Genomic DNA, 24,149 nt, shown 5'->3' with positions numbered 1-24,149 from the left:
GGGCGCGGACCGGGGAAACGTACGAAGCTGAAAGCGAAGCAGTGCCGTAAACGTCCTCGCAGGGACCGAGGAGGAACCAGACGTTATGGGCGAGCGAAACGTGCACGACAGTACGACGACCCGGGCAGGTGGTCGGCGGTGAGTTCGCTGCTGCTCCTGACCAACGCCCTCCAGCCGTCGACGGAGGTGCTCCCCGCTCTCGGCCTGCTCCTTCACCATGTGCGCGTCGCCCCGGCGGAGGGGCCCGCACTCGTCGACACCCCCGGCGCCGACGTCATCCTCGTCGACGGCCGCCGCGATCTGCCGCAGGTGCGCAGCCTCTGCCAGCTGCTGCGCTCCACCGGGCCCGGCTGTCCGCTGGTCCTGGTCGTCACGGAGGGCGGCCTCGCGGCCGTCACCGCGGACTGGGGCATCGACGACGTGCTCCTCGACACGGCGGGACCCGCCGAGGTCGAGGCGCGGCTGCGGCTCGCGATGGGCCGCCAGCAGATCACCTCCGACGACTCCCCCATGGAGATCCGCAACGGCGATCTGTCCGTGGACGAGGCGACGTACAGCGCGAAGCTGAAGGGCCGGGTCCTCGACCTCACCTTCAAGGAGTTCGAACTGCTCAAGTACCTGGCGCAGCACCCGGGGCGGGTCTTCACCCGCGCCCAGCTGCTCCAGGAGGTGTGGGGCTACGACTACTTCGGCGGTACGCGCACGGTCGACGTGCACGTGCGGCGGCTGCGGGCGAAGCTCGGCGTCGAACACGAGTCGCTGATCGGCACCGTCCGCAATGTCGGATACCGGTTCGTCGTGCCGGAGAAGGTCGAACGCGCGGCCGAGGAGGAGAAGGCGAAGGCGGCGGCGTCCCGGGCCGCGGGGAACGGCGGCAGGGGGACGACGGGCGTCTCGCGCGGTGCGGGGCCCCCCGCGAAGGAAGCTGCCGTACGCCCTGCCCAGCGCTAGTTCCATCCGCGTAGACTCCGCGCGTGGCCAAGGTGACTCGGGATGACGTGGCAAGACTTGCGGGTACTTCGACCGCGGTCGTCAGTTACGTCATCAACAACGGACCCAGGCCGGTCGCCCCGGCCACGCGCGAGCGGGTACTCGCAGCGATCAAGGAGCTGGGCTACCGGCCCGACCGTGTTGCCCAGGCCATGGCCTCGCGGCGCACGGACCTCATAGGCATGATCGTGCCGGACGCGCGTCAGCCGTTCTTCGCGGAGATGACGCACGCCGTCGAACAGGCGGCGTCCGAGCGCGGAAAGATGGTCCTGGTCGGCAACACCGACTACGTGGAAGAGCGCGAGACGCACTATCTGCGGGCCTTCCTCGGCATGCGGGTCTCCGGCCTGATCCTCGTCAGCCACGGCCTGACCGACCAGGCCGCCGCGGAGATCGACGCGTGGGACGCGCGCGTGGTCCTGCTGCACGAGCGGCCCGAGGCCATCGACGACGTCGCCGTCGTCACGGACGACCTCGGCGGCGCGCAGCTCGCCACCCGCCACCTCCTGGAGCACGGCCACGCGTACGTCGCCTGCCTCGGCGGCACCGCCGAGACCCCGACCGTCGGCGACCCCGTCTCCGACCACGTCGAGGGCTGGCGGCGGGCGATGCGGGAGGCCGGCCTGTCGGTCGAGGGCCGTCTCTTCGAGGCGCCGTACAACCGCTACGACGCGTACCAGGTGGGCCTGGAGCTGCTCGCCGGGCCCGACCGGCCCACCGCGATCTTCTGCTCGACGGACGACCAGGCCATCGGCATCCTGCGGGCGGCGCGCGAGCTGCGCATCGACGTGCCGGGCGGGCTCGCCGTCGCCGGCTTCGACGACGTCAAGGAGGCGGGCCTCACGGATCCGCCGATGACGACGGTGGCCTCGGACCGGCCCGCGATGGCGCGCGCCGCGGTCGACCTGGTCCTCGACGACGGTCTGCGGGTCGCGGGATCGCGCCGGGAGCGGCTGAAGCTGTTCCCGTCCCGGCTGGTCGTGCGGCAGTCCTGCGGGTGCGCGTAACCGCCCCACGCGTACGACACCGGGCTCCGCGGCCCGGCTTTATATCGGGCATACGCACTTCTGCCGGGCTTCTCAGGACGTACTCAGGCAGCTCTCATGTACGCCCGCCACGCTCATGTTCATGACCGAGAGCTTCCGCCACAGCGGCGAGTACCCCCAGCAGCAGTCGTCAGCGCCTGTGCACCACGGCGGTACGCAGGGCGCGTACCCGCACGGTGCGTACCCGCCCCCGCCCGCTCATGCGCCGGAAGCCCCGCAGGGGCCCGGTCCCGGGTCCGCCCCGCAGCGGCGCCGGGCGAAGGGGCCCATGGCCCTGCTCGCCGCCGTCGCCATCGCGGCGGCCGCGGTCGGCGGCGGCACCGCCTACGCCGTGCAGACGCTCACCGACCAGGGCGGCGGCTCCTCCGCGACCAGCACGGACGTGGTGCCGACCAGCAAGAGGGGCACCGTCTCCGGGGTCGCCGAGGCGGTCAGCCCCAGCATCGTCGAGATCAGCGCGTCGACGGGGCAGGGCAAGTCGACCGGCTCCGGTGTGATCACCAAGAGCGACGGCGAGATCGTCACCAACAACCACGTCGTCGCGGGCGCCACCTCGATCAAGGTGCGGACGGACGACGGCAGGACGTACGGGGCCGAGGTCGTCGGCACCGACAGCAAGAAGGACCTGGCGCTCATCCGGCTGAAGGACGCGTCCGGCCTGAAGCCCGCGACCTTCGGCAACTCCGCCAACGTGAAGGTCGGCGACCAGGTCGTCGCCATCGGCTCCCCCGAGGGCCTCACCGGCACGGTCACCAGCGGCATCGTCTCCGCGCTCGAACGCGACGTCACGGTGTCCACGGGCGACGGCCAGGAGCAGCAGCAGAGCCCGCGCGGCGAGTGGCCGTTCGAGTTCGGCGGCCAGCAGTTCAACGGCGACACCGGCTCGTCGAAGACCACGTACAAGGCGCTGCAGACCGACGCCTCGCTCAACCCCGGCAACTCCGGCGGTGCGCTGATCGACATGAACGGCAACATCATCGGCATCAACTCGGCGATGTACTCGCCCAGTACGTCGGGGAGCCAGGACACCGGCGAGGCCGCGTCCGGCAGCGTCGGCCTCGGCTTCGCCATCCCGATCGACACGGTCAAGGCCGACCTCGCCAAGCTGCGGTCCGGCTCCACGACCTGATCCCCTCCCCCCGCCCCACTCCTTTCGCACCGGAGGCCGCCATGCCCGCCACCACCCCGTTCACCGGTCTCACCGGCGTCACCGTCCACCGCGTCCGGCACGCCCTGGCCGTCACCGTCGGCTGGGGCAGGCCCGGCACCGGCCCGGCCGGGCTCGGCCTCCCGCTGGACGTCGCGCGGGGGCTGCACGGCGCGCAGGCGGGCCGCGCGCCCGAGGTGGCGACGGGCGGCAGCAGCGCCTCTCGCGCGGGCGCGCGCCGCGCGTCCCGGGCCCGCGTGCGAGGCTGATACCGGCCCCGCCCACCCCGTACCCGAGGAAGTCCGAAGCCCATGAGCCCCGCCGAAGGCGACCGCACCGGTGACCGCGAGCAGCAGCGCATCCTGATCGTGGACGACGAACCCGCCGTGCGCGAGGCGCTGCGCCGCAGCCTCGCCTTCGAGGGGTACGGCACGGAGGTCGCCGTCGACGGCGCCGACGCGCTGGAGAGGGCCGCGGCGTACCGGCCCGACCTCGTCGTCCTCGACATCCAGATGCCCCGCATGGACGGCCTCACCGCCGCGCGCAGGCTCCGCGCCACCGGGTCGACCACGCCGATCCTGATGCTGACCGCGCGCGACACCGTCGGCGACCGCGTCACCGGACTCGACGCGGGCGCCGACGACTACCTGGTCAAGCCCTTCGAGCTCGACGAGCTGTTCGCCCGCATCAGGGCGCTGCTGCGCCGCAGTTCGTACGCGCCGGCCGGCCAGGCCGCCGACGGCGACGTCCTCGCCTTCGCCGACCTGCGGATGGACCTGGCCACCCGCGAGGTGACCCGGGGCCCGCGGACGGTGGAGCTGACCCGCACGGAGTTCACGCTCCTGGAGATGTTCCTCGCCCACCCGCGCCAGGTCCTCACCCGCGAGCAGATCCTCAAGGCGGTGTGGGGCTTCGACTTCGAGCCGTCGTCCAACTCCCTGGACGTGTACGTGATGTATCTGCGCCGCAAGACGGAGGCGGGCGGCGAACCGCGTCTGGTGCACACGGTGCGGGGCGTGGGGTACGTGCTGCGGGGCGGCGAATGAGCGGGCTCGTCCGGCGCTTCCACGGACTGCCGCTGCGGTCCCGGCTGGCCCTCCTGGTGGCGACGGCGGTCGCGGTGGCGGTGGCGGCGGCGGCGGTGACCTGCTGGTTCGTGGTGCGCGGTGCGCTGATGAACTCCCTGGACGACGCGCTGGCCTCCAACCGGCCCAAGCCGGAGGAGGTCGTGCAGCAGATCGACATCGACGCGGCGGGGCGTGGCGCACGGTGTCTGCGGGCGCTCCCCGACCGCGAGCGGCCCGACCTCTACAACCAGACGATCCAGGTCGTCGCCAAGAACGGCACGAACTGCGTCACCTGGGGCCGTCAGTCGATCGCGGTGACCGCCGCGGACATCGCCGTGGCCGGCCGGAACCGGACGGCGACCTACCACAACACGACGGCGGCCGACGGCGAGAAGTACCGGGTCTACACCTACCCGTTGGAGGAGTACCCCCAGCTGCCGCTCGCCGTCTCCGTGGCGCGGCCGCTCAGCGAGGTGGACGACACCCTCGACAACCTCGCCCTGATCCTCGTCTTCGTCGCCGGCATCGGCGTCCTCGGCGCCGGCGCCGCCGGGCTCTGGGTGGCCCGCACCGGGCTCCGCCCGGTCGACCAGCTGACCGCCGCCGTCGAACACGTCGCCCGTACCGAGGACTTGAGCCTGCGCATCCCGGTCGAGGGCGACGACGAGATCGCCCGTCTGTCGGAGTCCTTCAACTCGATGACCGCCTCGCTGGCGTCCTCGCGCGACCTCCAGCAGCAGCTGATCGCCGACGCGGGCCACGAGCTGCGGACGCCGCTCACCTCGCTGCGCACCAACATCGAGCTCCTGGCCCGCAGCGAGGAGACGGGCCGGGCCATCCCGCCCGAGGACCGCAAGGCCCTGCTCGCCTCCGTCACCGCGCAGATGACCGAACTGGCCGCGCTCATCGGCGACCTGCAGGAGCTGTCCCGCCCCGGCGCGGAGGACGGCAGCGGCAAGATCCAGGTGATCGCCCTGCACGAGCTCACCAGGGCCGCCATCGAGCGAGCGCGGCTGCGCGGCCCCGAGCTGACGATCACCGCGGAGCTCGCGCCCTGGTACGTACGCGCGGAGCCGCCCGCGATGGAGCGGGCGATCGTCAACATCCTGGACAACGCGGTGAAGTTCAGCCCGCCGCGCGGCACGGTGGAGGTCACCCTCGACCGCGGCCGTCTGACGGTACGGGACCACGGCCCCGGCATCCCCGCCGACGAACTCCCGCACGTCTTCGACCGCTTCTGGCGCTCCCCGTCCGCCCGCTCCCTGCCGGGCTCGGGCCTCGGCCTGTCGATCGTGGCGCGCACGGTGCAGCAGTGCGGCGGCGAGGTGACGCTGCGGGCACCGGACGGCGGCGGCACGGAGGCGTCCGTCCGGCTGCCGGGGGCTCCCACGCCACCGCCCGAGGCGCCGGCGGCTCCGTGAGCCCCCGGCCCGGCACCGTGCCGGGCGCCCGACGCACCCGACGCTTCGGCGGGCGCCGAAGCGTCCGGACCCTAGCGTTCCCGACATGGACAACGCCACGATCCCGGCGGCACCCGGCACCGCCGCGGACCACCTCTCCGTATCCCCCAAGATCCTCTACTTCGGCACCCCCGTCGCCCTGCTGACCACCACGAACCCCGACGGCACGGCGAATCTCGCGCCCGTCTCGTCCCTCTGGGCGCTCGGTCACACCATCGTGCTGGGGCTCGGTTCCGGGGGCCGCACCGGCGCCAATCTCGCGGACCGGCCGGAGCTGGTCATCAATCTGCCCTCGCCCGACCTGTGGCCCGCGGTGGAGCGGCTCGCCCCGCTCACCGGCGCGTTCCCGGTGCCGGAGGCCAAGCGCGGGCTGTTCCGCCACGAGCCGGACAAGTTCGCCGCCGCCGGTCTGCACCCCGAGGACTCGGTGGCGGTCGGGCCGCCGCGGGTCGCCGAGTGCCCGCTCCAGCTGGAGGCCACCGTGCGGAGCGTCACGCCGGTCGGGCCCCGGGGCGAGTTCCGGGCCGTGGAGTGCGCCGTGGTCCACGTCCACGCCGCCGCGGCCGTCATGGTCCCCGGCACGCAGTACGTCGACCCCGCCGCCTGGCGTCCGCTGATCTACAACTTCCGGCACTACTACGGTCTGGCCGAGCGGGAGCTGGCTCCCGGATACCGCTCGGAGACCGTCTGACGACACCGGCGCGGCACGACCGCTCAGCCCCCGAGGCCGATGCCCGAGCCCTCGATGCGTACCCGGATGCCTTCCTTCTCGACCTGCACGTCCCGCAGCGCCATCGTCCCGTCGCCCGGCAGCTTCGGCAGCTGGAAGGCGAGGGTCAGGCGGTCGGCGAGGACGGGGCGGGTGAGCTGGGAGAGGCCGTCCAGGAGGGCCGGGTCGAGGCCGAGCTTCCTGAGGAGTTCGGGGTGGCCCATCGCGACGTCGATGAGGTTCAGGCCCATCACGTCGTTCACGAACTTCGCCGAGCCGGTGAGCTCGTTGAGCTTCGTGTCGCTCTTCATGGCGCCGCGGACCGCCTTCCGCGGCACCCCGAGCCGCTCGACGATGGACGGCACGGAGAGCAGCGCCTTCGCCTTGGCCGTCTCCTTCGCCACGCGGTCGGCGGACTTCTGCGACAGGTGCAGGCCCTCCTTCTCGCGCGTACCGGGGCGGTAGGTCGCGAGGTCGCCGAGTTGCAGGCGCATGCCGCCGATGTCGGTGGAGATGCCGCGGTCGCCGTTGCGCTGGATGCGGGCGTCGGCGCGCACCTTCAGGTCGTGACCCGCTACGGGCAGCGTGCCGCGGGCGAGCACCTGGTCGTGGCCGCGGCCGGTGAACGTGACCTGGGAGGCGCCCAGTTCGCGGTTGAGGTCGTCGAAGGAGAGCAGCACCTCGCCCTGCATGCGGCCGATGTTCGCGCCGGTGATCGAGGTGGGCCCGTCGCCGTTGATCGTGACGTCCGTGCCGGTCGCGGAGACCTTGGCCAGCGAGACCCGGTCGGCGGCGACGTCAGGGACGGTCACCTTCACCTGGTCGACGCGCTTGTCGAGGACCTGGGTGAGGAAGGGGAACCCCCCGATGTCGACCTCGGGGGCCGCGCTCAGGTGCATCTGGTCCTTGAGCTTCTCCGCGGCCTTGTGCTCGGCGTAGAGCAGCGCCCAGCGGTCGCCGAGGGTGAGGAACGCGGCGGCCACCAGCACGGCGACCAGGGCCTTCACGGCGATCGGCAGCCCGGCGAAGCGGGTGCGCCGACGGCCGCGCCCGCGGTTGCGACGGCTGCCGCGGCGGTGGTTCGGCGGCGTCCAGGGGGCCTCCGCCTCCGGGGCGTCCTTCTCCTCGTGGAGGAACTCCTCCAGCGGGTTCGGCGCGAGCGCGGCCAGCTCCTCGTACGGGTTGGTGTACGTGGCGGCGGGCAGTTCGGCGGTGTCCGTCGAGCGGTCGGCGCGGCGGTCGGAGCCGTCCGAGTCGCGGGAGCCGTGGGAGCCGTGGGAGCCGTCGATGCTTTCGATGCGGTCGGTGAGCGGGGCATTCGCAGGACGCGGGGCTATGCGGTGGGGGGAACGCATCAAGTGATCTCACCATACGTTCACACCCCACCCCAAGCCTTACACCCGGTAACGCCCGGTTTCCGCCCCTTCTTTTAACGCGGTGTTTTCCTGCCCAGGTCGACTGGGGGCCAGCTCAGGGCCACCGCACGGCAACCCGAGTGACATCCGCTACTTCACGACCGTGATCCGGTCCGCCTTGGGCGGCGCGATCGGCTCGTCCGCCGAGGAGTTGGCGGTCATGTAGTCGCTCAAGGCCTTCAGGTCGTCGCTGCCGACCAGCGGCTTCGTGCCCTTGCCGAGCTCCGCGAAGCCGTCGCCGCCGCCCGCGAGGAAGGAGTTCATCGCGACGCGGTAGGTGGCCGCCGGGTCGATGGCCTTGCCGTTCAGCTCGACGGTGCCGGCGACGACGCGGTCCGCGCCGGTCTTGGTCATGTCCAGCGTGTACGTCAGCCCGGCCGAGACCTGAAGGATCTTCGGCGAGGCCTGATTGGCCCCGCTGACCTGCTGCTTCAGCCCGGTGATGAGCTGCGCGCCGGTCAGGTCCACCAGATTGACCGTGTTGCTGAACGGCTGCACGGTGAACGCCTCGCCATAGGTGACGACGCCGTCGCCCTCCTTGCCGCTCGCCCTGTGGACGAGGTCGGCGCGGATGCCGCCCGGGTTCATCAGGGCGAGATCGGCTTCGGGGTCGAGGGACGTGGCGTGCGCGAGCTGTGCGTCGGCGATGAGGTCGCCGAGCGGGGACTCGGGGGTGGTGGCGCCGCGGCCGGGGATGTCCGCCGAGATGTAGCCGACGGGCTTGTCGGCGACCGGTGCGGCGAGCTTGTCCCAGCGGGCGATGAGCGAGGTCATGTCCGGGGCCTTGGCCTGCTCGCGGCTGACCACGTGGTTCGCGGACCGCACGCCGGTCCGCACGATGTCCTTGGTCTTGCGGTCGTACGTGAGCGTGGTGTCCGTGTAGAGCTTCCCGAAGGACGACGCCGAGGTCACCATGCGGGGCTTGCCGGCCGGGTCGGGGATCGTGCAGACGTACGCGTTGTGGGTGTGCCCGGTGACGAGGGCGTCGACCTTGGGCGTGATGCCCTTGGCGATGTCGGTGATCGGCCCGGATATGCCGCCGCCCGCGGCCGGGGAGTCGCAGTCGTAGTTGTACGCCTGGCTCGCCGGGACGCCGCCCTCGTGAATGAGGGTGACGATGGACTTCACGCCCTGCTTGTCGAGGACCTTCGCGTACTTGTTGACGGTCTCGATCTCGTCGTGGAACTTCAGCCCCTTGACGCCGTCGGCGGAGACGATGTCCGGGGTGCCCTCCAGGGTGACCCCGATGAAGCCGATCTTCACGCCCTTGTGCTTCCACACCCAGTAGGGCTTGAGGAGGGGCTTGCCGGTCTTCTCGTCGGTGACGTTGGCGGTGAGGTACGGGTAGTCGGCGCCCCTGAACTTCTTGCCCTTGCCGTGCTTGTCCTTCTCGAAGCAGCCGTCCTTGGGGTGGCAGCCGCCGTTCTGGACGCGGCCCAGCTCCTTGGCACCCTCGTCGAACTCGTGGTTGCCGACGCTGGTGACGTCCAGGCCGAGCTTGTTCATCGCCTCGACGGTGGGCTCGTCGTGGAAGAGCCCGGAGAGCAGCGGGCTGGCGCCGATGAGGTCGCCGGCGGCCGCGGTGACGGTGTAGGGGTGGCTCTTGCGCGCGGTGCGCAGCGACGTGGCGAGGTATTCGACGCCGCCGGCGTCGATCTTCTTCTCGGTGCCGTCGGGCTGCTTCTCCGTGACCTGGCCCGAGGAACCGGCGGGGGGCTGCAGGTTGCCGTGGAAGTCGTTGAAGGAGAGCAGTTGGACGTCGACCGTGCGGGGGGTTGCGGCGGCGCTTGTGCCGTGGGGTCCGTGGGCCTGCGCCTTGTGGTCCCGGGTTTTGTGGGCCTGCGCCTTGTGGGCCTGCGCCTTGTGGTCCTGTCCCGCGTGGTCCTGCCCCGCGCCGGCGGGCAGTGCGGCGGCCATCGCACCGGCGGTGGCGAGGCCCGCCGCCACGGCGAGGACGCGGGTGGCTCGGCGCCTGGGCCTTCGGTGCTTTGCTGTTCTGCCGGACACGAGTTCCCCCGGAGGTCGTGGGCGTGAAGTGGGGCCGTCGGGAAGCCTAGGGTCAACGCGCGTAGGCCGACAGTGGGTTGTGGGTCACATCCTGGTTTCCGTGAGGGGGCCTGCGGGTGGGGGCGGGGACGGGGGCCTCTTGGACCGGCACGGCGCGGGGACGGGGACGGAGCCTCTTGGACCGGCACGTCCACGGACCGCGTGCCCGCTGCGCGGGCTTCTCCCCACCCACCCGCCCGCCCCCGCACCACCTGAACCGGCACGTACACGCCCCCCGTGCCCGCTCCGCGGGCTATTCCCCACCCACCCACCCGAGTCATCCGCCCCGCGAGGCGTCTGGGGGCTGGATTCTCTGGCGCGCAGACGGGAGCAGGGCGGGGGGGCTCGCAAGCACGTCCGGCGTTCGGGAGCCGGTTCCTCCGGCAGACAGACGGGAGCAGGGCGGGGCGGATGGGGTTCCTCAGCCCGTCCGGCGATAGAGGACGAGCGCGGAGCGCGATGCACCACCCACCGGGCCGCAGGGCAGGCAAGAGTGCGAGCCCCGCGAGCGGCTCGCAAGCCCGTCCGGCGATTGAGGACGCGAGCGCGCAGCGCGATGCCCCCACCCCCAAAGGCGCCCCCGCCCGAATACGCTCGGGAGTTATGACTGACGACCACCCCGCCGAGGCCGCCTCCCCCGCCCCCCTCCGGACGATCGACACCCTCGCCGCCCTCTCCCCCGCCCAGGCCGACGCCGTACTCGCGCTGCTCGCCGAGGCCGCCCGTACGGACGGGCAGCAGGCGGTGTCCGAGCAGGGGCGGCTGCGACTGCGCGGCGGCGCCCGCGAAGGCGTCCGGCATCTGCTGCTCAGCGTCGGCGACGACCTCGTCGGCTACGCGCAGTTGGAGGACACCGACCCCGTAGAGGCACCCGCCGCCGAACTCGTCGTGCTCCCCGCGCGCCGCGGCCACGGGCACGGCCGGGCGCTCGGCGCGGCGCTGCTCGCCGAGTCCGGCCGCCGCCTGCGCATCTGGGCGCACGGCGGACACTCCGCCGCCCGGCACCTCGCCCAGGTCCTCGGCCTCGCCCTCTTCCGCGAACTGCGCCAGATGCGGCGCTCGTTGGCCGACCTGGACCTGCCCGACCCGGTCCTGCCCGAGGGCGTCACCCTCCGTACCTTCGTCCCCGGCCAGGACGACGACGCCTGGCTCGCGGTGAACGCCGCGGCCTTCGCCCACCACCCCGAACAGGGCTCCCTCACCCAGCGCGACCTGGACGACCGCAAGGCGGAGCCGTGGTTCGACCCGGCCGGCTTCTTCCTCGCGGAGAAGGACGGCGAACTGGTCGGCTTCCACTGGACCAAGGTGCACGCGCAGGAGCGTCTCGGCGAGGTGTACGTGGTCGGGGTGCGGCCCGGCGCGCAGGGCGGCGGCCTCGGCAAGGCCCTCACCACGACCGGCCTGCGCCACCTCGCGCGGGCCGGCCTGCCCACCGCGATGCTGTACGTGGACGCGGACAACAAGGCGGCCGTCAGCGTCTACGAGCGGCTCGGCTTCGTCACCCACGAGACGGACCTGATGTACCGCACCGAGTCCTGATGTACCGCACCGAGTCCTGAGACCGACGACCAGACCGGCGGATCCGCAGATCCGCGGATCCGCACAGTCCGACCGAAGGGCGCGGTGTCCGTTCCAGGAACACCGTGCCCTTCGCCCGCACGTACTTAACCGCTCACCGCACCGGCGGCTCCGCTACTTCGCCTCGTTCGCCGTCAGGCACATGGAGAACTGCTCACGCCCCCGCCGCGTCTGCGTGTAACGCGTCCGTCCCGGCTCGCACTCGGCCTCGAACTTGCTCGCGACCTTGTACTTCGCCGCGGCGTCGCCGCAGTCGACGACCTCCATGTCGGGCTCGTCCCGCGTGCCCTTGTTCTGCACGCATGCGTGTTCACGTCAAGCTTGCGCGCCAGACGGTACAAGATCACCCACTCCCACTTCGAACCGCCCTCTTGACCTCACCCCCACCCTTCCACCACCCTTTCACTACTCAATTAGTGAAAGGGTGGTGGAAGGGCAGTGCTCGAGTACAGGATCGACCGGCGCAGCGGCGTCGCCACCTACCTCCAGATCGTCCAGCAGACCCAACAGGCCCTGCGCCTGGGCCTGTTGGAGCCCGGCGACAAGTTGCCCACGGCCCGCGAGGTGGTCGAGGCCACCGCCATCAACCCGAACACGGTGCTGAAGGCCTACCGCGAGCTGGAGCGGGAGGGCCTCGTCGAGGCCCGGCGCGGCCTCGGCACCTTCGTGCGCCGGACGCTCGGCCACGCACCGGCCGACTCACCGCTGCGGGGCGAGCTCGTGGAGTGGACCGCGCGGGCCCGGCGGTCCGGCCTGGAGCGGGACGACGTCGCGGCGCTCTTCACCGCCGTACTGGAGGAGCAGTTCGCACCGGTGACCACATCGACGAAGGGGGACCCCGCGTGACCGACACCGCCATCGAGGCGACCGCGCTGGCCAAGCACTACGGACGGCGCGGGAGCCGGCGCCGGACCGCCCTGGACGACTGCTCGTTCCGGCTGCCCGCCGGCCGCGTCTGCGCGGTCGTCGGACCGAACGGCGCCGGCAAGTCGACCCTGCTCGCGCTCGCCGCGGGCCTCGACCGGCCCACCGCCGGCGCCCTCACCGTCCTCGGCGCCGACCCCGCCGAGGCCCGCCCCCGGGTCGCGTACGTGGCCCAGGACAAGCCGCTCCACCCGCAGTTGACCGTCGCGGCGACCCTGCGGCTGGGCGCCGAGCTCAACCCGGGGCGCTGGGACGCCGCCGTCGCCGAACGCGTCGTGGGCGACGGCGGCCTCGACCCGGGCGCCCGCGTCCGCACCCTCTCCGGCGGCCAGCGCACCCGCGTCGCGCTCGCCCTCGCCCTCGGCAAACGCGCCGAACTGCTGCTCCTGGACGAGCCGATGGCCGACCTCGACCCCCTCGCCCGGCACCAGCTCATGGGCACGCTGATGGCCGAGGCCGCCGAGCACGGCACCACGGTCGTGATGTCCTCGCACATCGTCGGCGAACTCGCCGAATCCTGCGACCACTTGCTGCTCGTCGCCGCGGGGCGCGTCCTCCTCGGCGGCGGCATCGACGACCTGATCGGCGCGCACCGCCTGGTCACCGGGCCCGGCCCCGCCGACCGGCTGCACCCGCACACCGTCGTCGAGTCCCGGCCCACCGGACGCGGCCTGTCGGCCCTGATCCGACCCGAGGGCCCGGTCGGCGACGACTGGGACGTCCAAGAACCTTCCCTGGAGGAGCTGTTGCTCGCCCATCTGCGCACCCCGGACACCGCGCCGCTGCTGACGCCGAGCACCACCCCGGCCGCCCCGGCGGTGACCGCGTGACCACCCTGACGCCCACCCCGGCACCCACACCCGGACCCGCGTCCGCACCCGCCGAGGCGCGCCGCCGCCGCGCCGCCTTCGCCCTGCCCGGGCCCTGCCGTGCGGTCCTGCGCCAGCACCGCACGGCCCTGTGGATCGCGGTCGCCCTGTTCGCGCTCGCCGCGGCGGCACTGACCGCCGACCGGCTGTGGGTCGCCCACGCGGCCGACGTCTTCGCCGCGTCCGACTGCTCGATCCCGCACACCACGAAGGAGTGCGGCGACTCGGTCCGCGGCTACCTCGACACCGAGCGGCAGTTCGACCGGAACCTCGACTACCTGGGCATGGGCCTGCTCGCGCTGCCCTGTCTGATCGGGGCCTTCGTCGCGGGGCCGCTCATCGGCCGGGAGCTGGAGACCGGCACGTACAAGCTGGGCTGGACCCAGTCGGTCACCCCGGTCCGCTGGCTCGCCGACCGCCTCGTCGCCTGCGCCGTGCTCGTGGCCGTCGGGACGACCCTGCTCGTCGCCGTCCAGCGCTGGGCCTGGACGAGCGGGCCGGAGCACGCGTACAGCAGGGCCCCCTGGTACGAGCGGGCGATGTACGGCTCGGTCGGCCCGGTCGCCCTCGCGTACGCCCTGCTCGGCGTCGCCGTCGGCGCGCTCGCCGGGCTTCTGCTGCGCCGCACGGTGCCCGCGATCGGCGCCGCCGTGGCCGTCACCGCGGCGGCCGCCGTCGCGCTGCCGCTGCTCAGGCCCCACCTGTGGCCGACCGAGAGCGGCAGCTGGGCCATGGGCAGCCGGATCACGGTTCCGCCCTTCTCCTACGAGGTGGACTGGAGCCTGCTCACCGCCGACGGGGGGCGGCTGCCCGAATCGCTGTGCTGGGGACCCGATCCCGAGCGGTGTTTCGCCGACTACCAAGTCACCGGCCGCTACGCCGAGTTCCACCCCCCGTCGCACTTCTGGCCGCTCCAGCTGGTGGAGACCGGCATCGTGCTCGTCCTCGCGGCCGCCGCCGTCCACGCCGCCTTCCGCCTCGTGCGCCGGCGCGCGGCCTGAGCGTAGGCCGCCGCGGCCGGAACCGTACGCTCATCGGGCCGGAACCCTACGATCGGCCGCAGACCCCCGCGCCCAGGACGCCCGGGGGTCTTCGGCCGATGTCCCGCACGTCATGTCGCCGTAACCACTGATTCAGACAGGCTTGCGACGCTCGCTGAATGCAGCCGTCCGTGCCCGACCCCGCCCCGGAGAACGACGAGCTCCGTCTCGCTCCCGCGCTCTCCGACGCGCCCGTCGTCGTGTCCGCGCGGAAGAATGGTCGTATGAGCCAGCAGAACACGCAGGGACCGGCCCACACGTCTCCCACCACCGCCCTCGGCGGGGGCCCTGCGGGCCGCCTGAGCACTCAGCACGCCCAGCCTTCCGTGGGTTCCATCGCCGCGCACCGCCCGGCCACCATCGCCGCCACCGTCTCCGACCTCGACCCGGACATCGACGCCGACCTCGACCCGTACGACGAGGACGCCCAGATCGGGCACGACGGCGCCGAGCTGCCCCAGGGGCGGTTCCTGGACCGGGAGCGCAGCTGGCTCGCCTTCAACGAGCGGGTGCTCGAACTCGCCGAGGACCCGCACACCCCGCTCCTGGAACGCGCGAACTTCCTGGCGATCTTCGCCTCGAACCTGGACGAGTTCTTCATGGTCCGCGTGGCCGGCCTCAAGCGGCGCATCGCGACCGGCGTCGCCACCCGTTCGGCCTCCGGCCTGCAACCCCGTGAGGTCCTGGAGCTCATCTGGAACCGCTCCCGCGAGCTCATGGCCCGGCACGCCGCCTGCTACCAGGACGACGTCGCGCCCGGCCTCGGCGACGAGGGCATCCACCTGGTGCGCTGGCACGAGCTGACCGAGAAGGAGCAGTCCCGGCTCTTCACGCTGTTCCGGCAGCAGATCTTCCCCGTGCTGACCCCGCTGGCCGTGGATCCCGCGCACCCCTTCCCCTACATCTCGGGGCTCTCGCTGAACCTCGCCGTGGTGGTCCGCAACCCGGTCTCCGGACATCAGCACTTCGCACGCGTGAAGGTTCCGCCGCTGCTCTCCCGCTTCCTGGAGGCGTCCCCGCAGCGGTACGTCCCGATCGAGGACGTCATCGCCGCGCCCGCGCACCTCCAGGAGCTCTTCCCGGGCATGGAGATCCAGGAGCACCACATGTTCCGGCTCACCAGGAACGAGGACCTGGAGGTCGAGGAGGACGACGCGGAGAACCTGCTCCAGGCCCTGGAGAAGGAGCTCATGCGGCGCCGTTTCGGGCCGCCGGTGCGCCTGGAGGTCGAGGAGTCCATCGCGCCGAACGTGCTGAGCCTGCTGGTGCGCGAGCTGAAGATCAGCGAGGCCGAGGTCTACCCGCTGCCCGGACCGCTCGACCTCACCGGCCTCTTCAGCATCGCCAAACTGGACCGGCCGGAGCTGAAGTACCCCAAGTTCGTGGCCGGCACCCACCGCGACCTCGCCGAGGTCGAGTCGGCGACCGCCCCCGACATATTCGCGGCCCTTCACGAACGCGACGTACTCCTGCACCACCCGTACGACTCGTTCTCCACGTCCGTGCAGGCGTTCCTGGAGCAGGCCGCGTCCGACCCGGACGTCCTCGCCATCAAGCAGACGCTGTACCGCACCTCCGGCGACTCCCCGATAGTGGACGCGCTGATCGACGCCGCCGAGTCCGGCAAGCAGGTCCTCGTCCTCGTGGAGATCAAGGCCCGCTTCGACGAGCAGGCCAACATCAAGTGGGCGCGGAAGCTGGAGGAGGCGGGCTGCCACGTCGTCTACGGCCTCGTCGGCCTGAAGACGCACTGCAAGCTCTCCCTCGTCGTACGCCAGGAGGGCGAGGCCCTGGTCCGCTACTCGCACGTCGGCACCGGCAACTACCACCCCAAGACCGCCCGCCTGTACGAGGACCTCGGCCTGCTCACCTCCAACGCGGAGGTCGGCGCGGACCTCTCCGACCTCTTCAACCGGCTCTCCGGGTACTCCCGCAGGGAGACCTACCGCCGGCTGCTCGTGGCCCCCAAGTCGCTGCGCGACGGACTCGTCTCCCGCGTCGACAAGGAGATCCAGCACCACCGGGCGGGCCGCCCCGCCTACGTCCGCATCAAGGTCAACTCGATGGTCGACGAGGCCGTCATCGACGCGCTGTACCGGGCGTCGCAGGCGGGCGTCGAAGTGGACGTGTGGGTGCGCGGCATCTGCGCGGTGCGCCCCGGCGTCGAGGGGCTCTCGGAGAACATCCGGGTGCGCTCCGTCCTCGGCCGCTTCCTGGAGCACTCCCGCGTCTTCGCCTTCGGCAACGGGGGCGAGCCCGAGGTGTGGATCGGCAGCGCCGACATGATGCACCGCAATCTCGACCGCCGCATCGAGGCGCTGGTCAGGGTCCAGGACCCGGCGCACCGGGCGGCCCTCGGCCGGCTCCTGGAGACCGGCATGTCGGACACCACCGCCTCCTGGCACCTGGGCGCGGACGGCAACTGGACCCGCCACTCGGTGGATCCGGAGGGCCGGCCCCTGCGGAACGTACAGGAGATGCTCATAGACGCCCGGAGGCGCCGGCGTGGCACAGCAACACCGTGAGATGACGAGTACGGGGACGGGCGCGGGAATGGGCACGGGTACGGGGGTCGGTACGGGTACGGCCGCGGGAGCCGGCGCGGAGGCGGGGGCCGGCGCGGGTTCCGCGGGTGAGGCCCTCACGGTCTATCTACAGGCGCAGGCGACCGAGTTCCTGCGCTCGCTGCGGCTGCACCGCGAGTCGTCGGCGGACACGCAGGGCGCCGAGGAGTCCTCGGCGGCCGCCCGCTCGCTGCGCCGCGCGGCCCGCCGCATCGGCGGCACCCTGCACACGTTCGCCCCGCTCCTGGACGCGGAGTGGTCCTCGGCGCTGCGGCCCGAACTGGCGTGGCTGTCCGGCACGTTGGCGCAGGAGCACCAGTACGCGACGCGCCTGGAGCGGCTCTTGGGGGCGCTGCACCGGCTGTCGGGCACGCCGGAGCCTTCCGGTGCGGGTGCCGGTGCCGGTGCGGGTACTGGTACCGGGACCGGTGCCGGTACGGGCGGGGGTACTGGCGCGGGGTCGCGTACGGCGGCCCTCGCCGCGTCAGCGCCCGCGACCGCCTCCGCCGCCTCCGCGGGGCGGAACGGATGGCCGCGGGTCACAGCCACGGTGCCGGGGCCAGGAGGGCCCGCCGCGGGCGCGAGGGGGAGCAGCCGGGGCGCCGCCCCGCGCGGTCCCGCCGCGGGCGCCACGACCCGCGGTCTCGCGGTGGGCGCGGCCAAGGCCGCCGCCCTCCTGGAGCGCCAGCTCACCCTCGCGAGGACACGGGCCCACTCCGCCGCCCTGCAGGCCCTCGGCTCCTCCCGCTTCCACGCGGTGGCGGACAGCGTCGCCGTCCTGGCCAGCGAGGTCCCCGTGCGCGGCGCCGCCGGCCACGACCTGCGGCACCTGGCCGCCGCGGCCGAGGCCGCCCTCGCCGAGGCCGTCGGCGCGCTGCCGCTCGGCCAGGCGGGCCACCCCTACAACGCCGGCGCCCTCGCCCACGGCCTCGGCGCGGACGCGGCCCCCGACGCGCAGGACGCGCCCTGGCTGAAGGTCCGCTCCCTGCTGCGCCTGCACCGGTACGCCCAGGAGGTCGTCCTCGGCCACGCGCCCCCGCAGCCCCGCGTGCTGGACGCGAGCCGCGCCCTGAACGTCCACCGCGAGGCGGCGTCCGCGGCGGCCGCGGCGGCCCAGGCGGCGCGCACCCCGCGGATCGCGCCCGCCACGGCGTACGCCCTGGGTGTGCTGCACGCCGATCAGCGCCACGATGTGGAGGCGGCACGTTTCGCCTTCCAACAGGCGTGGCCGCACGAGGAGGTGAGGGTCCGGTGACGCACGCCGGAGAGGGGCGCACCACCGGAGACGGGCGCACCGTCCTCGCGGCCGGCTGCGTCCTGTGGCGCCCCGCGCCCGACGTCGCGGACGGCATCGAACTCGCCCTGGTGCACCGCCCCAAGTGGGCGGACTGGTCCCACCCGAAGGGCAAGCTCAAGCACGCCGAGCCGGCCGCCGACGCGGCCGTGCGGGAGGTCCTGGAGGAGACCGGGATGCGGTGCGAGCTCGGCGCGGAGCTGTCCACCGCGCGCTACCGGGACGCCCGGGGCAACCCCAAGGAGGTGCGCTACTGGGCCGCCGAGGCGGTCGGCGGCGCCTTCATCCCCAACGACGAGGTGTCGCACCTGCGTTGGCTCGCGCCGGAAGCGGCCCGCCGCGCCCTGACCCGGCCCCGCGACGCGGACCTCGTCGGCGAACTGCTCGCGGCGCTCCGCCGCACCACCGCGGACGATCACTGACGGCTGCCGGCCGGACCCGCCCCCGTACCGCCTGACGACCGGGCCCCCGTCACGCCCTGCCAGCCTCCATGACTGCTTGTAGCAGAACCGCTACTTTTCGTAGCGGATCGCCTAACCAGGCCGACCGCCGAGGTTCACCCTCCGTTCACTCATGCCCATCGGCCGCTTCACCTGTCCTGCCTAATTTCGGCCTTACAAGACGACGTGGGACCCCTCGTGGGACCACATCGCGCAAGACCTCGCACGCCGCCAGCAAGGGTCGGCGGCTCCCGGAAGGAAGACCCGAAGTGAAGCTTCAGCGCAAGAACCGGCTCCGCGCCCTCTCCCTCGGCGCCCTCGCCGTCTCCGGCGCCCTGGCCCTCACGGCGTGCGGCTCCGACGACACGAGCTCGGGCGGTGGCGGCAAGGAGACGAACGCCAACGCGAACATCAAGTGCGACGACGCCAAGGGCCAGCTCGCGGCGTCGGGTTCGTCCGCGCAGAAGAACGCGGTCGACGCCTGGCGGAAGGTCTACACGACCAACTGCAAGGACGTGCAGCTGAACTACAACCCGACGGGTTCGGGCGCTGGCATCACCGCGTTCACGCAGGGCCAGACCGCGTTCGCCGGTTCCGACTCGGCGCTGAAGCCCGAGGAGATCGAGAAGTCGAAGAAGGTCTGCAAGGGCAGCCAGGCCATCGACCTGCCCATGGTGGGCGGCCCGATCGCCATCGGCTTCAACGTCCCCGGCGTCGACAGCCTGACCCTGGACGCCAAGACCCTCGGCGACATCTTCAACAACAAGATCAAGGCCTGGAACGACAAGGCGATCAAGAAGCTCAACCCCGACGCCAAGCTCCCCAGCACCAAGATCCAGGCGTTCCACCGCTCCGACGAGTCCGGCACCACGGACAACTTCACCAAGTACCTGAAGGGCGCCGCCCCCGACGCCTGGCCGTACGAGCCGGGCAAGTCGTGGGAGCCCAAGGGCGGCCAGTCCGCCAACGGCTCCGCGGGTGTCGCGGGCCAGGTCAAGCAGACCCCGGGCGCCATCTCCTACTTCGAGCTCTCCTACGCCGGTGAGGGCATCAAGACCGTCGACGTGAAGACGGACGCCAAGGAGCCGGTGAAGGCCACCGTCGACAACGCCTCCAAGGCCATCGCCGAGGCGAAGATCAAGGGCAAGGGCAAGGACCTCGCGCTCGAGCTGAACTACAAGCCGACCGCCGAGGGCGCCTACCCGATCACCCTGGTCACGTACGAGGTCGTCTGCGAGAAGGGCAACAAGCCCGAGACGCTCGCCGCCACCAAGTCCTTCCTGACCTACATCGCCAGCGAGGACGGCCAGAACGTCCTCAAGGACAACGACTACGCGCCGATCCCGGCCGAGATCATCACCAAGGTCCGCTCCACCGTCGCGGGCCTGAGCTAGCTGAACCGAGTGCGGCCGGCCCCGAATACGACGACGGGCCGGCCGCACCGTCCGGTGCACCGCCGCCACGGAGCGCCTGCCCCCGCGCACGGCGCCTCCGCAGACCGGAGAACCCCATGGACATACCCAGCAACACGACCGCACCTCCCCCCGTGGACGACGCCGGGCCGGCGCTCCCGGTGAACAAGGCCGCCGCCCGCGGCGCCACCCGCCCCGGCGACCGGATCTTCCTCGGCCTCTCCCGCGGCTCCGGCATCGCGCTCCTCGTGATCATGGCCGCCATCGCCGCGTTCCTCACGTACCGCACGGCCCTCGCCCTCGCCGACAACACGGGCAACTTCCTCACCACCTTCGAATGGGACCCGGCCGGTGCCTCCACCGGCGGCAAGCCGTACTTCGGCATCGCCGTCCTGGTCTTCGGCACCGTGGTGAGCTCGCTGATCGCCCTCGTGATCGCGGTCCCCGTCGCCATCGGCATCGCGCTGTTCATCTCGCACTACGCGCCGCGCAGCCTGGCGGCCCCCATCGCCTACGTGATCGACCTGCTGGCCGCCGTGCCCTCGATCGTGTACGGCCTGTGGGGCGCGCTCGTCGTCGCCCCCAACCTCACCGGCCTCTACAGCTGGCTCGACGACTACCTCGGCTGGACCGGCGTCTTCGAGTACCAGGGCGGCGCCCCGCGCTCCCTGATGACCGTCGGAATCCTCCTCGCGATCATGATCCTGCCGATCATCACCAATGTGAGCCGCGAGGTCTTCCTGCAGGTCCCGAAGGCGCACGAGGAGGCCGCGCTGGCCCTCGGCGCCACCCGCTGGGAGGTCGTCCGGATGTCGGTGCTGCCCTTCGGCCGCTCCGGGATCATCTCCGCCTCGATGCTGGGCCTCGGCCGCGCGCTCGGCGAGACGATCGCCGTCGCCACCGTGCTCTCCCCGACCTTCGTGATCCAGGCCTCCGTGCTCGACTACGGCGGCGGCACCTTCGCGCAGAACATCGCCAGCAAGTTCAACGAGGCCAGCTCCTACGGCCAGGACGCGCTCATCGCCTCCGGCCTGATCCTGTTCCTCATCACGCTGCTGGTCAACGGCGCGGCCCGCCTGATCATCGCGCGCCGCAAGGAGTACTCGGGGGCCAACGCATGACCACCACGACACCCACCCCGTCCGACCCGCTCGCCAAGCGCCCCTCGACGCTCCGGGCGGCCAGCCTCCCGCGCTGGTCCCCGGCGGCCGTCGCGCTCGGCTCGGCCGCCGTCGCGGTCGCCGTCGGCGCCGGCGCGGGCCTGGACAGCCGCATCCAGTGGGGCCTGATCGCCGCGCTCCTCTTCATCGCCGGCTCGTACGTCCTCGCCGTCACCGTCGAGGGCGTCCGGCAGGCCAAGGACCGCCTCGCCACCTCGCTGGTCTGGGTCATGTTCCTGCTGGCCGTCGTCCCGCTGGCCTCGCTGATCTACGAGACCGTGCAGCGCGGCATCAAGGTCTTCGACGTCTACTTCCTCACCCACTCTATGGGCGTCGTCGCCGACGACGAGGTGGGCGGCGGTGTCTACCACGCGCTCATCGGCACCCTGGAGCAGGTGCTCCTGGCCTCCGTGATCGCCGTGCCGATCGGCCTGCTCACCGCGGTCTACCTGGTGGAGTACGGGCGCGGGAAGCTCTCCAAGGTCGTCACGTTCTTCGTGGACGTCATGACCGGCATCCCGTCGATCGTCGCGGGCCTGTTCGTCCTCAGCTTCTGGATCCTGATCCTCGGCTTCGACTTCTCCGGCTGGGCCGGCGCGATGGCGCTCGCCATCCTGATGATGCCGGTCGTCGTGCGCTCCACCGAGGAGATGCTCAAGCTCGTGCCGAACGAGCTGCGCGAGGCCTCGCTCGCCCTCGGCGTACCGAAGTGGCGGACCATCCTCAAGGTCGTGCTGCCCACCGCGGTCGGCGGCATCACCACGGGCGTCATGCTCGCGGTGGCCCGCATCGCCGGCGAGACCGCGCCGGTCCTGCTCCTGGTCTGGGTGAACCCCCTGATCAACACGAACCCCTTCGAGGGTTCGCAGGCTTCGCTGCCGCTGTACATCTACCAGCAGTACGCGGCGGGCAACGACGCGGCGTACGACCGGGCCTGGGCGGCGGCCCTCACCCTCATCGCCTTCATCATGATCCTCAACCTGGCGGCCCGCGGTGTAGCCCGCTGGAAGGCCCCCAAGACGGGCCGCTGAGCGGCCACTCGGAAAGAAGCAGTGATCCTTATGGCCAAGCGAATCGACGTATCGGGCCTGACCGCCTACTACGGTTCCCACAAGGCGATCGACGACATATCGATGACCGTGGAGCCCCGCTCCGTGACGGCCTTCATCGGCCCGTCCGGCTGCGGCAAGTCCACGTTCCTGCGCACCCTGAACCGGATGCACGAGGTCACCTCCGGCGGGCGCGTGGAGGGCAAGGTGCTCCTGGACGACGAGGACCTGTACGGCACCGGCGTGGACCCGGTGGCGGTGCGCCGCACGGTCGGCATGGTCTTCCAGCGCCCCAACCCGTTCCCCACGATGTCGATCTTCGACAACGTCGCGGCGGGCCTGCGGCTGAACGGCTCGTACAAGAAGAGCGAGCTCGCCGACGTCGTCGAGAAGTCCCTCAAGGGCGCGAACCTCTGGAACGAGGTCAAGGACCGCCTCAACAAGCCCGGCTCGGGCCTCTCCGGCGGCCAGCAGCAGCGGTTGTGCATCGCTCGGGCCATCGCGGTCGAGCCCGACGTGCTCCTCATGGACGAGCCCTGCTCGGCGCTCGACCCGATCTCGACGCTCGCCGTCGAGGACCTCATCGGTGAGCTGAAGGAGCGCTTCACGATCGTCATCGTGACGCACAACATGCAGCAGGCGGCACGCGTCTCGGACCGTACGGCCTTCTTCAACCTCGCCGCCGTCGGCCAGCCCGGCAAGCTCGTCGAGATCGACGAGACGGAGCGGATCTTCTCCAACCCCTCGGTGCAGGCGACCGAGGACTACATCTCGGGCCGCTTCGGCTGAGCCGCACCCCGACTCCTTGCGGTGCTGCATGGCGGTGCCACCGCAGGGGCAACAAGGAAGGCCCGCCCCCTGGCTCCCGGGGGGCGGGCCTTTCCGTGGTACGGACCGCGTGTCCGCGGGCGCGTCCTGGTCCTGCGTCCTGGTCCTACAGGAACGCGAGATTCACGAGCCAGAAGCTGAGGGCGGCGACGATCGCGGCCGCCGGCATGGTGATGAACCAGCCCAGGATGATGTTCTTGGCGACGCCCCACCGCACGGCGTTGACCCGCTTCGTCGCGCCCACACCCATGATCGCGGAGGTGATGACGTGGGTGGTGGAGATCGGCGCGTGGAACATGAAGGCCGTGGTGAACATGATGCCCGCGCCGGTCGTCTCGGCGGCGAAGCCCTGCGGCGGGTCCAGCTCGATGATCTTGCGGCCGAGGGTACGCATGATGCGCCAGCCGCCCGCGTACGTACCGAGCGAGAGCATCAGCGCACAGGCGATCTTGACCCAGATCGGGATGGGCGCGTCGGCGTCCTGCACATCGGAGATGACCAGGGCCATCACCACGATGCCCATCGTCTTCTGGGCGTCCTGGAGGCCGTGCCCGAGCGCCATGCCGGCCGCGGAGACGGTCTGCGCGATGCGGAAGCCGCGCTTGGCCTTGTGCGGGTTGGACTTGCGGAACATCCACATGATCGCGCACATCACCAGATAGCCGGCGACGAGGCCGACCACCGGCGACAGGAACATCGGGATGACGATCTTGTCGACGACCCCGGACCAGATGACCCCGATCCCGCCGGCCAGCGCCGCCCCGACCATGCCGCCGAACAGCGCGTGCGAGGAGGACGAGGGCAGTCCGAAGTACCAGGTGATGAGGTTCCACACGATGGCGCCGATGAGCGCCGCGAAGAGGATCCACATCCCCTTGTTGCCGTGCGGGGTCTCGATGATCCCCTCACTGACGGTCTTGGCGACGCCGCTGCCGAGGAAGGCACCGGCCAGGTTCATCACCGCGGCCATGGCGAGCGCCGCGCGGGGCGTCAGGGCACGCGTGGAGACGGACGTGGCGATGGCGTTCGCGGAGTCGTGGAAGCCGTTCGTATAAGTGAATCCGAGCGCGACGCCGATGGTCACGATCAAGGCAAAGGTGTCCATGGCGGT

The 24,149-nt window shown here is 71.9% G+C and carries 22 protein-coding genes; 18 read left to right on the top strand and 4 right to left on the bottom strand.

Annotated elements, in window-relative coordinates; all coding sequences use genetic code 11:
- Window positions 1–138 precede the first annotated feature (138 nt).
- The 7 genes from ACZ6B8_RS36250 to ACZ6B8_RS36220 all read left to right on the top strand — a co-directional run bounded on the left by ACZ6B8_RS36250 (window position 139) and on the right by ACZ6B8_RS36220 (window position 6,401).
- Window positions 139–951 (top strand): response regulator transcription factor, encoded by an 813-nt coding sequence (locus ACZ6B8_RS36250; RefSeq protein WP_471609999.1) that lies wholly within the window; start codon window positions 139–141, stop codon window positions 949–951.
- Window positions 952–974: 23 nt separating this feature from the next.
- Window positions 975–1,997 carry a LacI family DNA-binding transcriptional regulator gene (locus tag ACZ6B8_RS36245; RefSeq protein WP_471088218.1) on the top strand — a complete coding sequence of 341 codons (1,023 nt, stop codon included), beginning with the start codon at window positions 975–977 and terminating at the stop codon, window positions 1,995–1,997.
- 121 nt (window positions 1,998–2,118) lie between these two features.
- On the top strand, window positions 2,119–3,165 hold the full coding sequence (locus ACZ6B8_RS36240; RefSeq protein WP_471609998.1) for a S1C family serine protease: 1,047 nt from the start codon (window positions 2,119–2,121) through the stop codon (window positions 3,163–3,165).
- Between the two features lie 41 nt (window positions 3,166–3,206).
- Window positions 3,207–3,452 carry a hypothetical protein gene (locus ACZ6B8_RS36235; RefSeq protein WP_471609997.1) on the top strand — a complete coding sequence of 82 codons (246 nt, stop codon included), beginning with the start codon at window positions 3,207–3,209 and terminating at the stop codon, window positions 3,450–3,452.
- 42 nt (window positions 3,453–3,494) lie between these two features.
- The gene (locus tag ACZ6B8_RS36230; protein WP_471609996.1) at window positions 3,495–4,229 is read left to right on the top strand and encodes a response regulator transcription factor; all 735 of its coding nucleotides are present in this window, start codon (window positions 3,495–3,497) and stop codon (window positions 4,227–4,229) included.
- Window positions 4,226–5,671 (top strand): HAMP domain-containing sensor histidine kinase, encoded by a 1,446-nt coding sequence (locus tag ACZ6B8_RS36225; RefSeq protein ID WP_471609995.1) that lies wholly within the window; start codon window positions 4,226–4,228, stop codon window positions 5,669–5,671. The genes ACZ6B8_RS36230 and ACZ6B8_RS36225 overlap by 4 nt, the downstream gene beginning before the upstream one ends.
- Before the next feature lie 85 nt (window positions 5,672–5,756).
- Window positions 5,757–6,401 (top strand): flavin reductase family protein, encoded by a 645-nt coding sequence (locus tag ACZ6B8_RS36220; protein ID WP_471609994.1) that lies wholly within the window; start codon window positions 5,757–5,759, stop codon window positions 6,399–6,401.
- 23 nt (window positions 6,402–6,424) lie between these two features.
- Here the strand turns inward: ACZ6B8_RS36220 and ACZ6B8_RS36215 are convergent, their stop codons facing one another.
- Together ACZ6B8_RS36215 and ACZ6B8_RS36210 are read right to left on the bottom strand one after the other, a co-directional pair.
- The gene (locus ACZ6B8_RS36215) at window positions 6,425–7,774 is read right to left on the bottom strand and encodes an LmeA family phospholipid-binding protein (protein ID WP_471609993.1); all 1,350 of its coding nucleotides are present in this window, start codon (window positions 7,772–7,774) and stop codon (window positions 6,425–6,427) included.
- 150 nt (window positions 7,775–7,924) lie between these two features.
- Complete coding sequence (locus ACZ6B8_RS36210; RefSeq protein WP_471609992.1) at window positions 7,925–9,841, bottom strand: bifunctional metallophosphatase/5'-nucleotidase; 1,917 nt, start codon at window positions 9,839–9,841, stop codon at window positions 7,925–7,927.
- Between the two features lie 642 nt (window positions 9,842–10,483).
- On the opposite strand from ACZ6B8_RS36210, the gene mshD reads away from it, so the two are divergent.
- Entirely contained in the window at window positions 10,484–11,419 is a 936-nt protein-coding gene (mshD, locus tag ACZ6B8_RS36205) for a mycothiol synthase (protein ID WP_471609991.1), read from the top strand.
- 153 nt (window positions 11,420–11,572) lie between these two features.
- On the opposite strand, the gene ACZ6B8_RS36200 is transcribed toward mshD, so the two are convergent.
- Complete coding sequence (locus ACZ6B8_RS36200; RefSeq protein WP_471609990.1) at window positions 11,573–11,758, bottom strand: LppU/SCO3897 family protein; 186 nt, start codon at window positions 11,756–11,758, stop codon at window positions 11,573–11,575.
- 138 nt (window positions 11,759–11,896) lie between these two features.
- Between ACZ6B8_RS36200 and ACZ6B8_RS36195 the strand changes: the two genes are divergently transcribed.
- From ACZ6B8_RS36195 to pstB, 10 genes are all read left to right on the top strand, one after another.
- The gene (locus tag ACZ6B8_RS36195) at window positions 11,897–12,304 is read left to right on the top strand and encodes a GntR family transcriptional regulator (RefSeq protein ID WP_471088238.1); all 408 of its coding nucleotides are present in this window, start codon (window positions 11,897–11,899) and stop codon (window positions 12,302–12,304) included.
- Window positions 12,301–13,212, top strand: a complete 912-nt coding sequence (locus tag ACZ6B8_RS36190; RefSeq protein WP_471609989.1) for an ABC transporter ATP-binding protein — start codon at window positions 12,301–12,303, stop codon at window positions 13,210–13,212. The genes ACZ6B8_RS36195 and ACZ6B8_RS36190 overlap by 4 nt, the downstream gene beginning before the upstream one ends.
- A complete protein-coding gene (locus ACZ6B8_RS36185) occupies window positions 13,209–14,252 on the top strand; it encodes a hypothetical protein (RefSeq protein ID WP_471609988.1) in 1,044 nt (347 codons plus the stop codon). The genes ACZ6B8_RS36190 and ACZ6B8_RS36185 overlap by 4 nt, the downstream gene beginning before the upstream one ends.
- A gap of 158 nt (window positions 14,253–14,410) precedes the next feature.
- A complete protein-coding gene (locus tag ACZ6B8_RS36180; protein ID WP_471088244.1) occupies window positions 14,411–16,816 on the top strand; it encodes an RNA degradosome polyphosphate kinase in 2,406 nt (801 codons plus the stop codon).
- The gene (locus tag ACZ6B8_RS36175; RefSeq protein ID WP_471609987.1) at window positions 16,797–18,110 is read left to right on the top strand and encodes a CHAD domain-containing protein; all 1,314 of its coding nucleotides are present in this window, start codon (window positions 16,797–16,799) and stop codon (window positions 18,108–18,110) included. Before ACZ6B8_RS36180 ends, ACZ6B8_RS36175 begins: the two co-directional genes overlap by 20 nt.
- Window positions 18,107–18,571: an NUDIX hydrolase gene (locus ACZ6B8_RS36170; RefSeq protein WP_471609986.1), complete on the top strand. Its 465-nt coding sequence runs from the start codon at window positions 18,107–18,109 to the stop codon at window positions 18,569–18,571. The genes ACZ6B8_RS36175 and ACZ6B8_RS36170 overlap by 4 nt, the downstream gene beginning before the upstream one ends.
- Window positions 18,572–18,858: 287 nt before the next feature.
- Window positions 18,859–19,983, top strand: coding sequence for a phosphate ABC transporter substrate-binding protein PstS (gene pstS / locus ACZ6B8_RS36165; protein ID WP_471088250.1), 1,125 nt, complete (start codon window positions 18,859–18,861; stop codon window positions 19,981–19,983).
- A 116-nt stretch (window positions 19,984–20,099) separates the two neighbouring features.
- Window positions 20,100–21,122 carry a phosphate ABC transporter permease subunit PstC gene (gene pstC / locus ACZ6B8_RS36160; RefSeq protein WP_471088252.1) on the top strand — a complete coding sequence of 341 codons (1,023 nt, stop codon included), beginning with the start codon at window positions 20,100–20,102 and terminating at the stop codon, window positions 21,120–21,122.
- Complete coding sequence (gene pstA, locus ACZ6B8_RS36155; RefSeq protein WP_471088254.1) at window positions 21,119–22,192, top strand: phosphate ABC transporter permease PstA; 1,074 nt, start codon at window positions 21,119–21,121, stop codon at window positions 22,190–22,192. Before pstC ends, pstA begins: the two co-directional genes overlap by 4 nt.
- A gap of 30 nt (window positions 22,193–22,222) precedes the next feature.
- On the top strand, window positions 22,223–22,999 hold the full coding sequence (gene pstB, locus ACZ6B8_RS36150; RefSeq protein ID WP_471088256.1) for a phosphate ABC transporter ATP-binding protein PstB: 777 nt from the start codon (window positions 22,223–22,225) through the stop codon (window positions 22,997–22,999).
- A gap of 145 nt (window positions 23,000–23,144) precedes the next feature.
- Here pstB and ACZ6B8_RS36145 read toward each other — a convergent pair whose 3' ends face one another.
- On the bottom strand, window positions 23,145–24,143 hold the full coding sequence (locus tag ACZ6B8_RS36145; protein ID WP_471088258.1) for an inorganic phosphate transporter: 999 nt from the start codon (window positions 24,141–24,143) through the stop codon (window positions 23,145–23,147).
- Window positions 24,144–24,149: the final 6 nt, after the last annotated feature.

Source organism: Streptomyces sp. NPDC041122 (assembly GCF_055592445.1).
Note: the sequence above shows the minus strand (reverse complement) of the source record. Positions and strands in the feature narration are given on the sequence as shown.

Coding starts and splice junctions, on each gene's coding strand:
- ACZ6B8_RS36240 (WP_471609998.1), top strand. CDS start 2,119: ATGACCGAGAGCTTCCGCCACAGCGGCGAGTACCCCCAGCAGCAGTCG.
- ACZ6B8_RS36235 (WP_471609997.1), top strand. CDS start 3,207: ATGCCCGCCACCACCCCGTTCACCGGTCTCACCGGCGTCACCGTCCAC.
- ACZ6B8_RS36230 (WP_471609996.1), top strand. CDS start 3,495: ATGAGCCCCGCCGAAGGCGACCGCACCGGTGACCGCGAGCAGCAGCGC.
- ACZ6B8_RS36225 (WP_471609995.1), top strand. CDS start 4,226: ATGAGCGGGCTCGTCCGGCGCTTCCACGGACTGCCGCTGCGGTCCCGG.
- ACZ6B8_RS36220 (WP_471609994.1), top strand. CDS start 5,757: ATGGACAACGCCACGATCCCGGCGGCACCCGGCACCGCCGCGGACCAC.
- ACZ6B8_RS36215 (WP_471609993.1), bottom strand. CDS start 7,774: ATGCGTTCCCCCCACCGCATAGCCCCGCGTCCTGCGAATGCCCCGCTC.
- mshD (WP_471609991.1), top strand. CDS start 10,484: ATGACTGACGACCACCCCGCCGAGGCCGCCTCCCCCGCCCCCCTCCGG.
- ACZ6B8_RS36180 (WP_471088244.1), top strand. CDS start 14,411: ATGCAGCCGTCCGTGCCCGACCCCGCCCCGGAGAACGACGAGCTCCGT.
- pstC (WP_471088252.1), top strand. CDS start 20,100: ATGGACATACCCAGCAACACGACCGCACCTCCCCCCGTGGACGACGCC.
- pstA (WP_471088254.1), top strand. CDS start 21,119: ATGACCACCACGACACCCACCCCGTCCGACCCGCTCGCCAAGCGCCCC.
- pstB (WP_471088256.1), top strand. CDS start 22,223: ATGGCCAAGCGAATCGACGTATCGGGCCTGACCGCCTACTACGGTTCC.
- ACZ6B8_RS36145 (WP_471088258.1), bottom strand. CDS start 24,143: ATGGACACCTTTGCCTTGATCGTGACCATCGGCGTCGCGCTCGGATTC.